Source organism: Palleronia caenipelagi, from assembly GCF_007004065.1.
Classification (GTDB): domain Bacteria; phylum Pseudomonadota; class Alphaproteobacteria; order Rhodobacterales; family Rhodobacteraceae; genus Palleronia; species Palleronia caenipelagi.
Genome location: NZ_VFSV01000063.1, coordinates 1 through 11,284 on the forward strand (window position 1 = coordinate 1; position 11,284 = coordinate 11,284).

Below are 11,284 nucleotides of genomic sequence, written 5' to 3' on the forward strand. Positions count from 1 at the left end.
GGCGTCACCAGGACCATCGCGAAACTGCTGCGACGACGAAGCGCCATCGAACCAATGACGGGCCATATGAAAGCCGACGGACGTCTGACCCGATGCCCACTCAAAGGAACCGAAGGTGATGCCCTTTTCGCGGTCCTCTGCGGCTGCGGTCACAACATCCGCATGATCCTGCGCCACCTGAGGGTCTGTCTGTGCCATTTCATCTGGCTGATCACACTGCTCCGAGGCCTCACCCCCGGCGCCCACCGCCATCAGAGGCCGCAAATCGCCGCCGGAGCCTGTTGATCAGCATGGACTAATTAACATCCGCGCAGAATTGTGCGGAGGAAAGAGCAGGTGTTATTGATGGAAAGTTTATCGAAAGTCCGACGATGGCAACGGGCTTCAACTGTCACGAAGATCGAAACGGTCTTCAACGGGCAGCTGTCCCGTGCCGTAGCGTCATATGCTGCATTGCAGCATTGCGCTATTGCAGCGCAGCATTCCGCCCCTATCTTGTGTCTCACAAGGACGCAAACACACACACCGAACCGATAGGAGGCCCCCATGGCTGCCACTGCTAAAAAAGTCGAAACCAAAGTCGAAAACGCCGCCGAGAAGGTGGAGAACAAAGTCGAGAAGTTCGCCAACCGAGCGAGCGCCAATCTGAACGCCGCGACTTCTGAGGCCCGCACCTTTGCCTCACTCTACACGACCGCGCTGCGCAGCTTCGCCGAGGGCGTTATTGAGGTCGACAAGCTGATCCTGTCGAAGCTCAGCAACGCCGCCTCCGAGACCGTTCAGCAGGGCCAGCAGATCCTGAAGGCCCGCGACGTGAAGACTGCCATCGCCATGACCGCGATGACCACCCAGTCCGCCCTCGACCGCAATGTATCGGACACGAAGGAAGTCCTCGACCTCGCCAACGCCCGCCTGCAAGAGAGCCTCGAGCCCTTCAAGACCTACGCCTGATCCAACTCCTCCCTGACGGATCAAGCACACGCCCCGCCCGCGCAAAACCCGCGCGGGCGGTTTGCTTTTCGTACAAGGCCCCTTACGGCAATGGGCTGACGCCGATGACCGGAGCATGAAGGGCCAGTAACACGACCCAGAGGCCAATGGCGAGTCCGAGGCGTGGCAGGGACGGCAACGCTTGAGGCCGCCAACGACCCCTGAGCAGCGCCGCGAAGGGGACGAGTCCGGTGCGGCGCGCAGCCTCGTTCCATGGATCGGCACCCATGATCCGCCGTCGGCGCCGCTCCACGATCCGCAACCCCATTGCGGAGAACAGCAGAAATGACCCAAACAGGATCACGTGCGCCAGATCGCCATTCGCCAGCAGATGCGCCCCGCTCCAGAGGATCAGCGCCCAGAGCAGAGGCTGGCGTGTCAGACCGACGATCCCCGGATGTACAGGGTCGAAACCCTGGGGGCGACCTTCAAACGCAAATGGGTTCGGCGCGCCCACGCCGAACACCGCGAGCAGGATGACCACGGGCATGGTCAGGTTCAACAGCCACCGCGCCGCCGCGCTCTGCTCCCAGAGAGGAATGACCGGCGCGCGCCCTGCCGCCGCAAAAACCCACCAAAGCAAGACCAATGACACGACGCTGAACAGCACGGTATATCCCCTCTGGCCCAGCGCATTGGTCAGCTTTGACTTAACGCCCAGCATGGCCGGGAGACGGTGCGATATCAGAAACACCCCCATCGCCAGCGCAAATTCGATCCAGCCCATGTCGTCCGTATCCGTCTTGGTACCAATGTCCGGGGCAGAGTATGACGCTTCTTCAATCGGCGAAACTGCCTGTCGGGGTCTCACAGGGGCTTGCCACCGGAAAAACAGACACCCGACGTCGGAGCGCAAAGTTCCGGCAGCCAACCGATCGGATCCCGAGCCGGTCAACTACCTTTGAACCGCTCGACGAGGTCGGACATAGCCTGACGGTATGGCGCCGGCCCGTGGCTGATGCGCGACACCCCGACGGTGGCAAGATCGCCGACTGATCCCATTCCATCCTTTTTCAGTACGTTAACCGGGAGATCCACAGCGTTCACGATGTCCCCGATCAGGTCGAAATCCACGAGCCCCGGAACAAAAAACCCGTCCGCCCCTGCGCCCGCATAGGCCGCTCCGCGCTCTTTGGCCTCGGCCATGACGTCCTTGTGCGACGCTGCGCCGTTTTCAAGAAACAGATCCGTGCGGGCGTTCAGGAAAAGCGACACAGCTTCCTCGGCGGCCATAGCTTTGATCGCCTCTATCTTTGCGACCTGATCCCGGATCGGATGCAAGCCTTCTCCGCCCACCACCCGGTCTTCGAAATTGATACCGACCGCACCGGCGCGCAGAATTTGCCGCACATTTTCGGCGACTGCTTCGGGGTCGGTTGCATAGCCGCCTTCGAAATCGATCGAGACCGGGACGTCGACGCTGGCGCAGATCCGCCCCGCCAACGTTCTGAGCAATTCGAGAGGAAGCTCCTGACCGTCCTCGTAGCCTTGCGCCGCAGCCACAGACCAACTGCCCGTCGCTACGGCAGGGGCACCGGCATCGACGACAGCCCGGGCGCTGCCAGCGTCCCATATGTTGAAGAGGACGAGCGGACTGCCCGGACGATGCAATTCTCCAAAACGGTTTGCTTTTTCAGCCTGAGACACGGGTCGCTCCTTTCAATTCTGAACCAAGATAATGTCGTTCGATCTCCAACAGCTTCTGTTTCCGCCATAAGCCGCCACCATATCCCGTCAGCGATCCGTCGGCGCCGATGACGCGATGGCAGGGGATGACCAGAGCGATCTGGTTGGCTCCATTCGCGCGGGCGACGGCACGGGTCGCGGTGGGTCGCCCGATCCCTACGGCGATCTGGGAATAGCTCCGGGTCTGGCCGGGCGGTATCTGTCTCAGCGCCTCCCAAACCTGTTTGGTGAAGGCCGTGCCGTGGAGCGCCAGAGGGATCTGAAACGTGGCAGAGCAACCGTCGAAGAAGGCCTGAAGCTCGCGCTTGATCTGTTCCGACGGAGCCGTCTGGCCGATACCGAGGCGGCCTTTGGCAAATGCATCGAGCCGGATCATCTCGCTCCGGAGCGCCTTGCGGTCGAAAAACTCCAGCAGATGGAGCTGCGAGCGGCAACTGACGGCGACCATGTCCCCCAGCGGTGTCGGAACCCAGTCGGCAAACAGCAGCGGATCGCGAGAGAGGCTCCCCGGCGCCTTGCCAATCAGCCGCAGGAACGCGGCCCGAAACGCGCTCGCAGACTCAAACCCTGCATCGAGTTGCCCCTCAATCACCGCCCCACCCGCCGCCAGCGTCTCGAACCCGTCACGCAGGCGCCTCTGCCGGGCCATTTCCAGGAAGGTCATACCGAACTGGCGCCGAAAACTGCGCCGGACAGTAGAGGCATCGAAGCCCAGCCGCACCACATCGCTTTCGCGCCACCGATGCTCAGGCCGCTCATCAAGCGCCGCCAGCAGCGTCGCAATAGCCGGATCGGCCAGCGCCATGGGCTCTAGCGGATAGCATCGTTTGCAAGGCCGATATCCCGCTTCGATGCACTCGCCAACGGTCCCGAAAAATGTGCAGTTTTCAGGCTTTGGCTTACGCGCGGGACAGGTGAGGCGGCAGAAGATGCCTGTGCTGGCGACGCAGACATAGGCCTGCCCGTCATAGCCGGGATCCCGGTCAAGGAGCGCCTGATAAAGCGTGGCGTGGTCAGGAAGATCAAACAACATGAACCACAGATAGCACGAACCGTGGGTCGCGCCGCCGCAGATCGGGCGTTTATTCGATGTTTTGGCGGGTCTGGTGGCTATGGGCGTCCTCGCCGCGGGCCATCATAAGATGGTGAGCGCGATGGTGATCCTGACTGGCCATCAGCCCAAAGAACCCGAGCCCCCTGATCCGTGCAATGACCACAGGGTTGGTGCTTTTCACGGTCAACGACACCGCGTCATCAAGCACCTCAGCCTCCACGCTCCAGCGTGGGTCCTGCGCCAACTGAGCCGCATGGGCCGGAACCATCCGCATCAACGACGCGACCGTCTTCGCGTCCCCGGTAACACGCATCAACAAACCGTCTGGCAAAGCTGTCTCGGACACGATGCTGTCCATCACCACACGGTCCATATCCACCAAATGGTTCCGAAGCCCGTCCAGATCGACCCGTGACCAATCGGTATCCGGGTCCTCTTCGAGCAGGCGGACGACCTCTGAGAGCGCGGCAAAAGCCCCTTGTCCGGGTTCCGTGAGCTCGACCGGGCTACCGTGCTCCACGCGATGCGTCCCATGGTTCATGCCGTCAGAATGCCCGCTATGCTCCGTCTGGCCGATGACGGGCCCGAGGCCCGCTGTAAGCATCAAAATGGCAAGGGTGTGACTCGTCTTCATTTGTCATGTCTCCGTCTTGATTAGTGAGACCGTAGCCGAGCGAGCTTCGATACCATATGATTTCTATCATGTCTGCATGGATCCACCTCTTCGATGGCGCGCCGACCCGCGAATTTCCCAAGGGCACGGCCCTGTTTCGGGCCGCAGATCCCGTCCGCTCCATGTATCTGCTCCGGTCAGGGATGATCGCGCTGGAGCGTCCCATGGCGGACGGCACATCCCTGACGCTGCACCTGGCCTCCGCTGGCAGCGCCGTTGCAGAGGCCTCGCTCTTCGCCGACCGGTATCATTGCGATGCCGTGGCTCGGGTTGATTCAGAGGTAGCTGTTCTGCCGAAGCCGGTCTTTCTGCGGGACCTCGAACGTCAACCAAGAGCCGCCCTGAGCCTAATCGAAACCCATGCCAGAGAGGTGCAGGCCCAGCGCGCCAGAGTAGAAGTCCTGCGGATGCGGCGGGTGGCAGACCGGCTTGATGCGTGGATCACGCTCCACGGAGAACCTGCGCAGGGGGACTGGAGCACCGTGGCACACCAGATCGGCGTATCTCCGGCGGCGCTCTATCGCGAACGGGCCAAGCGACGATAGCCGTGGCTAGTCCGACGGCTCCGGAGGTGGCACAGCTGAGCGACGATCTGGCGCTCTTTTGGCTGACGTGGGACGATCTCGATCCACGCCTACCGCCAGCTTGGAGCAATGCTGGCGCAGATCACATCATCATGCCTCTACAAATTCCGCCAGACCTTGTCAGAGATGCGGTATTCGCTCGATCACGGGCGGCTAATGATGCGTTGACACGGCCTCGTGAATATCAAGCTCGTCGTGATCGGGTCCGATCAGCGGTTTACTGTCCGGAATGCCTTTGCCCCGGGTGGTGTGCTTGAAGACCCCGCGACCGGAACTGCGGCTGCGGCGTTTGCGGGCTATCTCAGAGATCGGGGCTGGCCCCATGGCGGAGAGATCCGCGTCCTTCAGGCCGAGGACATGGGTGTCCCACCCTGATCACGGTCGCCGTAGACAGCACCCGAGTAGCGCCCGTCCGCTTCTCTGGCACGGTGCGCGTCATCGAGGCACAAGGCGGGCTGCACAACCCAGGGTCAGCGCCGTTCAGTCCACCGGGAAGACCTCGTCGAACGCTCGTTCCCCAGCCCGGGAGAATGCCACGATCCGGGTCTTCGGGTCGCGCTTTGCCCAGTCCAGCTCTTCGAAGCGGCTGAGAAAAGCGGGGCCGAGGCTGCCCGCGAGTTGGGATCGGCGGTCATTCCAGTCGAGGCATTCCCGGCAGAGCGGAGCCCGGTCATGCCGCAACTGCTCGACGTCAATCCCGCACTCCCGCGCAAAGCTATCACCCGCGCCGGTCAGCGTCAGCGCATCCCCGTTCAGAACCAATTGGCCACGCGTCATGAGGCGCGCGAACATCCGGGTTCCCATGTCGCCCGCCAGATGATTGTAGCAGACCCGGGCCCGACGCAGGGCGGCATCCTTTGGTCCCGGCCTCCTGCGCAGGTTGTCGAACACCGCCGATCTTGGACTAAATGCAGAAAATTTCTTGATGAAAATCAGTCAAGGGCATCATGCATTTCTGACCCGAACGTCTCGCAATTCTGACCCCAGCGGCACTGTGGATGCACGCGGTCAACAAGCATTTCGCATCCCATGCTTCCGGCGCTATGGGCCGAGCAGTCGGGAACGGGTTAGGTTCTTGTAGGCTAATTCACGGAGTTTGCCGTGAGCCTTCAATTGAAAGTATCTGAGCTTTTCTTCCTTGCTCTGCCCCCGGACCGGATCGCACGACGACATCAGGGCGATGATTTTGGGTTGCTTGTCCCATTGGCCCTTCTTCTCGGCCTCGATCCAACCGTTCATATGGCCTATAAAGGCTTGCTGCGCGGCGTCTTTGGCTGCCACACTGGCTTTCGGGCTGGTCAACCGGACAGTGGTGACCTCGATCTGGATTTGTCCAGCGCCAGCAGTGCGCGCGCGCCCGATGAGGTGACTTAGCTTTTTATCGCCGCTGAGCTCAAGTGCCCATATCAGCGCGCCCAGTTCAATTTGGGAGACATTGTGCAGCCGTATCCGCCCGTCGAATCGAAGCGGTGCGTTCGGATTCGCGGGCTGGAGAAATGTCAGGCTGCTTTTGACGTCCGTGTTGTCGACTTTTTCATCGACCTCCGTAAGCCACGTTCGGATCCCGGCACTGCTTGCATTGCGCGCGGGATAGCGTTTTCGACCGGCGAGGCGGGCGGTAGGGTCGGACCAGTCCTTACGGCGGACCGTCCGATCATTTGGCCCCTCGGATGGGCGTTGTTACAGAACTCTGACCGTGAAGGATTCACATCACGAATCCATGCGGTTAGTGGGATGGCATGAGCAAGCCCCAGCCCGCCCGTTATCGCACGGTGAACTGGTCCAGCTACAACGCATCGCTGCGCAGGCGGGGATCGCTGCTGATCTGCGTTGACAAGGACATGAGCTGGCGCGCACCGCCTGACGGTCGGACCGGACGTCCGCCCGTCTTTTCTGACGCGGCGATCCAGTTCTGTCTGTCGCTCAAGGGTGAAGGGCGCCCGGACATCCGTCCGGTGGACGGATGTCAGCCCTGAACGGGCGAAGCCCCGGGCTGTTCAAGCTGCCGCTTCGCCAGACCGCCGCGATGGTCGCGAGCCTGCTGAAGCTGGCGGGGCTGGACTGGACTGGCCGACGCTGTGCCGCAGGCAGAAGACCCTGGCCGTGCAGGTTCCCTATCGCCGCGCGGACGGCCCGCTGAACCTGCTCGTGGACAGCACCGGGAGCAAGTTCCCCGGCGATGGCGACAGTCCCGTGCTGCCCGATCTGCTCGGCCAAATCCCGGCGGACGAGCAAATTGGCACGGTCACCGCCGACGGTGCCTATGACACGCGCCGCTGCCACAAGGCCATTATCGAACGGCAGGCCATTCCGATCATTCCGATCCGCAAGAACGGGCGGCTATGGAAAGATGACTGCCCGGCGGCACGCGCCCGAAACGAAACCCTGCGCGCGACGCGATATTACGGCAGGGCCTTCTGGAAACGCTGGACGGGATATCACGCCCGCAGTCGCATCGAGGCGAGGATGCGCTGCCTGAAAGCCTTCGGTGAGCGCATCATGGCAAGAGACCCCGACCGCCAGACCGCCGAAATCCATATCCGCATCGCCCTTATGAACCGCGTCAACGCCCTCGGCACCGCCGAGATCGTCCGCGTCGCATGACATCAGCGGGCAAAGGGACAGTCTCCCCTCAGGCGGGAGTTGCGCAACAACGCCGTCTGCAGTGGAAGGGGGCGGAGAAACCAACGCCGCAGGACCTGATCTGAGACAGCGAATTGCCGTGCTTTCCAATCGCCGGAAAATGCCATGGGCACCGCATCGCGAAGCCACTGATCTTGCTCCAGCGTAAAAGCATCTGCGATCCAAACACTCTCTCCGCAGATGCATAAGACGATGGATTTAGCAATGGGTTCCGGCGCGCCCGCTGGTCTGGCAAAGTCGACGTGCAGCGCGGTCAGATTTGCCCCATTTTCGGAGAGCTGGCCCATCAGATCGAGACGCCGGGCCAGAGCACCCTTTATCACCGAGCCAGGAATGGCCTCGCTGCCTTGAAAAGCGTTCTAGGCCACGCGCTTCGCATCGACCAGAAGCGGTCGATCGAATCGTATCTCGTAGCACACCCGCTCCGTCGGAGGGGCGTCGGCGTAGAACGATCCGATTGCCGTCGGAACTGATGCACCGATCTCTATTCCCTCGACCTGACCAAAGCCCGCTGATTTCATCGAGCCGATTGCGCTGATCCAGATGGGGATCGCCAGCAACAACGGATACCACTTTGCCCACTCGTTTTCAGAAGCGAAGGCGACCAACCGCCCGGTAAATGTCACGAGGGCGCCTTGAGGGGCCACGAGTTCGCTGGAGAACTATGCCCCGCGAGCCGCGGCGCCGGTCTCGGGATCGATGGCCACACGGATCGATGTACTGGTGTCATGATCCTCCGTTGCTACGCAGTCCGAGAATATCAGACGCCCTCGCGACGGTTCAAAGTCGTTCACGTCCGGCGTGGGAGAGGTCTTGCGGGCCTCCCCTGTTCCTGTTCCGAACATCTCGTCCCGTATCTGAACGCCATCTTCAATTCCGGTCGCAATCACGTCGCCCAGCGCATGCCGAAAAACGCCGCGGATTTGCTCAGCTGGGATCATGGCTTTGCCATCAGATGTCCGTGCCGCCGCCGCGTCTAGGCCAAAGCTCAGCGGCGACTGACCGGGGAACAAAAACGGGCTTCGGACCCGTATGGTAAGGATGAGCTCATATCTTTGCATCGGGTTTCCGCTCTGATGTTGTGGCGTAGTCCCAAAGGTCGAGCCCACGGCGCAGCCGGATCGCGAGCGGTGTCTCGTGAGCTACGGCTGGCAAGCTAAAGAGGTCTGCGTGGTCTTCTTCGACTGCGTCAGACTGGCTACGGACGCGCTCCATGTAACTTTGCACCTCGCCGATCAGCCACGTATCAGCCTCGTCTCTGTCACCTGTGGTGATCCTCTCCAAATGGCCCTTGGCGAGCCCGTAGGCGCGACTGCGCGACAGGCCAGCCCCTTCGCTTTCAGAGAGGATTCTGCGCATCGCCTTTTCAAAACGCGGCCAGTCCCGAATTGGTATTGCGAGGTCCTCAATTGAATTCGTCCCGAATTTCGCCGCCCGGTAGGCGTCGATCAATGCCATACTGCCAGCCGATGCGTCCGGCACAGCTGCGCTTTCGAAGATATCCAGAACCACTGATCCCGTGACTCCAGCGGCCTTTGAGGCATCGACGGATGCGTTGGCCATTGCGACCATTTGTCGGATCGGCGTGCCGCCCCGGGCAATTATCACTGCCCCGGTAAACCCGATATCTCCCAGATTATCAGGTGGTCCCGCGTCCCAACTCTGAGTGACATCGTGGAAAGCCCGGATCACGGCCGAAACATTCCAGGCCGGCGTCATCAACGTGATATCATTTCCGCCCCAGATCAATACCTCGGTTTTGAGATGCACTTCGTCATACTGGGGGAAGCGGCTTGAACGAACGATTGCGACCATCAGAGATTTGAGCCGCTCTTGCAGGGCAGCAGAGAAACTCGCATTGGAACCCGCGCGCTGCCGCGCCGCTCCGAATCCATCCCCGTCGAAATGCAACACGGCAAGCTTGCCTTTTACTGACTCGGGGGTGCCAATCGGAGCATTGTCGAGCAAAGCGTCGATATCCCGGGCAAGTGTCAGCCTGTCCAGATCTGCCGCGTCAGCGCCAAGACGGCACAACCGGTCAGCCGAGTATTTCTGGTTACGCCCATAATCTATCCTAGCCTTCACTGAGGGAGAGATCCAGTACTCCGTCTTGACAGCGTCCTGTTCTGAGGCGGGCCGAATTCCATCGAAACTATCGGGCATATGGCCACCGTCGGTACGGAAATCCGTCAGCGACCAGCTTTGCATCTGATCGCGTCGCGCCGCAGCCTGTGCCGCAGCCTCGCTTGTGCCTGTGCCGATGGCGAAGGTCAGATGTTCCCAGCCGTCCTTCCCGAGAGCCGTCCGGGCCGCGTCTACCTCACCATCCGTAACCTTGTCGAACACGGCTGTCGACGCGCCCGACCAGAGCGGCCCACGTCCCAGCGCCGACGCCAGACGCGCCCCAATCGCATCCAGCATGGCGCTGGAGCCACGAATGACCGACAGATCGTTTGTATCGTAAAGGCAATGATGAAAGTTGCAGCCTTCCACCCAAAGAAACAGGTCGCGCGTCATAAAACCACTCAGTAAAATGATAAGTTGACCCCAGCGGCGCCGAATTTGACCTGTCAACGATGTTGCTTGATGCCCTCCAAATATGACGAGACCAAACCTTCCTTCAGCAGAACGAAGCGGGTCCGGACAGCAGTTTCTAACACAATTTCCCGCTCCGACTGAGTTTCAATCCGCACCCCCGAAGGGAGCGGGCTAGGACTAACCCTCTGGAAGCCTTTGAAAAGATGTTCTGATTCCAGCACCTTTCCAAATGCGAGTCAAATTTCCGTACGTAGCGAAGCTCGCAAACAGCCAAAGTCATAGACGGCGCTTCCATTTGTCAGCAATTTCAAAGAGCTGGACCATTTCCAAAAGCGATTTGCCTCAGGGCGACCTGTTTTCACCATTTCACCCTCCCGCCCACCCGTCGAGACAAATTCCCCGACGCATCGATTGCAGGATGCAGCGCGGCAGATCACGACCGCCACCGACCTTGCTGACCGGTGGTTTGACCAGACGGTCCGAATCCGTCTGGGCGGTGCGGCGCATCTGATCGCCCGCCATGATCTGACCAACCATTTCCGGCGCTCGTTCGGCGGCGCTTGGTGCCGGTGCCTCGCCCGAGGCCCATGCCGGACAGCCCTGCCTTTGGGAGCCGCCCTGCGCCCTGGACGTGTTCTTTCGCGAACAGATGCGGTTGGGGGGCGATGGGCTGCCCAAACCCTTTGTCATGCTGGCCGATGTGGACGGCCCCGATCTCATCGCCGGGTTGCGTATCTTTGGCTTTGCCATCGACTGGATGCCCGCCGCCGACCACGCGTTCGTCGACGCCTTGCGCCACCGCTTACCGTGGAAGCGCCTAGTTGTTCAGTCCCGGCATTTGGTGGATCGGATTTAGGATGAATCGATCTGGCTCTGAAGTCCAGATCTTGCAGATGTATTCGTAAGGCGTCAGCCCGCTGAGGGTCTTGAGCCTGCGGGCGAAGTTGTAGGCTGCCATGAAGTCGGCAAGGTGTGTTCGCAACTGGTCGTGATTTTCGTAGTGGAAGCGTTTGACCGTCGCCTCCTTGATGGTGCGGTTCATTCGTTCGACCTGGCCATTGGTCCACGGATGGTTCGGCTTAGTGAGCCGATGTTCGATCTCATTTGCCTCACAGA

The 11,284-nt window shown here is 60.9% G+C and carries 15 protein-coding genes and 2 pseudogenes; 6 read left to right on the forward strand and 11 right to left on the reverse strand.

From position 1 onward, the window contains the following. Positions 1–285, forward strand: a pseudogene (locus FEV53_RS21690) (IS5/IS1182 family transposase); the annotation flags it as partial. A 261-nt stretch (positions 286–546) separates the two neighbouring features. After that, positions 547–951 carry a phasin family protein gene (locus FEV53_RS18260; RefSeq protein WP_142836157.1) on the forward strand — a complete coding sequence of 135 codons (405 nt, stop codon included), beginning with the start codon at positions 547–549 and terminating at the stop codon, positions 949–951. 82 nt (positions 952–1,033) lie between these two features. On the opposite strand, the gene FEV53_RS18265 is transcribed toward FEV53_RS18260, so the two are convergent. The 4 genes from FEV53_RS18265 to FEV53_RS18280 form a co-directional block, all read right to left on the reverse strand. Then, a complete protein-coding gene (locus tag FEV53_RS18265; RefSeq protein ID WP_142836158.1) occupies positions 1,034–1,717 on the reverse strand; it encodes an NnrU family protein in 684 nt (227 codons plus the stop codon). A gap of 164 nt (positions 1,718–1,881) precedes the next feature. Then, a complete protein-coding gene (locus tag FEV53_RS18270; RefSeq protein WP_142836159.1) occupies positions 1,882–2,637 on the reverse strand; it encodes an isocitrate lyase/PEP mutase family protein in 756 nt (251 codons plus the stop codon). Beyond that, complete coding sequence (locus tag FEV53_RS18275; protein WP_142836160.1) at positions 2,624–3,709, reverse strand: bifunctional transcriptional activator/DNA repair enzyme AdaA; 1,086 nt, start codon at positions 3,707–3,709, stop codon at positions 2,624–2,626. Before FEV53_RS18275 ends, FEV53_RS18270 begins: the two co-directional genes overlap by 14 nt. A 49-nt stretch (positions 3,710–3,758) precedes the next feature. Further along, positions 3,759–4,364 (reverse strand): hypothetical protein, encoded by a 606-nt coding sequence (locus FEV53_RS18280; RefSeq protein ID WP_142836161.1) that lies wholly within the window; start codon positions 4,362–4,364, stop codon positions 3,759–3,761. A gap of 68 nt (positions 4,365–4,432) precedes the next feature. On the opposite strand from FEV53_RS18280, the gene FEV53_RS18285 reads away from it, so the two are divergent. Together FEV53_RS18285 and FEV53_RS18290 are read left to right on the forward strand one after the other, a co-directional pair. Then, positions 4,433–4,948 (forward strand): Crp/Fnr family transcriptional regulator, encoded by a 516-nt coding sequence (locus FEV53_RS18285; protein ID WP_185962309.1) that lies wholly within the window; start codon positions 4,433–4,435, stop codon positions 4,946–4,948. Positions 4,949–5,164: 216 nt separating this feature from the next. Continuing rightward, on the forward strand, positions 5,165–5,362 hold the full coding sequence (locus FEV53_RS18290) for a PhzF family phenazine biosynthesis protein (protein ID WP_221931668.1): 198 nt from the start codon (positions 5,165–5,167) through the stop codon (positions 5,360–5,362). Positions 5,363–5,467: 105 nt separating this feature from the next. Here the strand turns inward: FEV53_RS18290 and FEV53_RS18295 are convergent, their stop codons facing one another. Then, positions 5,468–5,878 carry a hypothetical protein gene (locus FEV53_RS18295; RefSeq protein ID WP_142836163.1) on the reverse strand — a complete coding sequence of 137 codons (411 nt, stop codon included), beginning with the start codon at positions 5,876–5,878 and terminating at the stop codon, positions 5,468–5,470. 150 nt (positions 5,879–6,028) lie between these two features. After that, positions 6,029–6,268, reverse strand: coding sequence for a hypothetical protein (locus FEV53_RS18300; RefSeq protein WP_142836164.1), 240 nt, complete (start codon positions 6,266–6,268; stop codon positions 6,029–6,031). A 458-nt stretch (positions 6,269–6,726) separates the two neighbouring features. On the opposite strand from FEV53_RS18300, the pseudogene FEV53_RS21960 reads away from it, so the two are divergent. After that, positions 6,727–7,591 (forward strand): annotated as a pseudogene (locus FEV53_RS21960) (IS5 family transposase). Between the two features lie 398 nt (positions 7,592–7,989). On the opposite strand, the gene FEV53_RS18310 reads toward FEV53_RS21960, so the two are convergent. The 4 genes from FEV53_RS18310 to FEV53_RS21025 all read right to left on the reverse strand — a co-directional run bounded on the left by FEV53_RS18310 (position 7,990) and on the right by FEV53_RS21025 (position 10,705). Further along, complete coding sequence (locus FEV53_RS18310; protein ID WP_142836165.1) at positions 7,990–8,256, reverse strand: hypothetical protein; 267 nt, start codon at positions 8,254–8,256, stop codon at positions 7,990–7,992. Positions 8,257–8,292: 36 nt separating this feature from the next. Further along, positions 8,293–8,691: an RAMP superfamily CRISPR-associated protein gene (locus tag FEV53_RS18315; protein WP_142836166.1), complete on the reverse strand. Its 399-nt coding sequence runs from the start codon at positions 8,689–8,691 to the stop codon at positions 8,293–8,295. Continuing rightward, positions 8,678–10,147 (reverse strand): hypothetical protein, encoded by a 1,470-nt coding sequence (locus tag FEV53_RS18320; protein WP_142836167.1) that lies wholly within the window; start codon positions 10,145–10,147, stop codon positions 8,678–8,680. Before FEV53_RS18320 ends, FEV53_RS18315 begins: the two co-directional genes overlap by 14 nt. Before the next feature lie 387 nt (positions 10,148–10,534). After that, positions 10,535–10,705 carry a hypothetical protein gene (locus FEV53_RS21025; protein ID WP_185962312.1) on the reverse strand — a complete coding sequence of 57 codons (171 nt, stop codon included), beginning with the start codon at positions 10,703–10,705 and terminating at the stop codon, positions 10,535–10,537. 94 nt (positions 10,706–10,799) lie between these two features. Here FEV53_RS21025 and FEV53_RS18325 point away from each other — a divergent pair, with 94 nt between their 5' ends. Continuing rightward, positions 10,800–11,024: a hypothetical protein gene (locus FEV53_RS18325; RefSeq protein WP_142836168.1), complete on the forward strand. Its 225-nt coding sequence runs from the start codon at positions 10,800–10,802 to the stop codon at positions 11,022–11,024. Here FEV53_RS18325 and FEV53_RS18330 read toward each other — a convergent pair. Then, the coding region (locus FEV53_RS18330) for an integrase core domain-containing protein (protein WP_142835984.1) at positions 10,986–11,284 on the reverse strand (299 nt) is incomplete at its 5' end. The two genes, FEV53_RS18325 and FEV53_RS18330, sit on opposite strands and share 39 nt — an antisense overlap.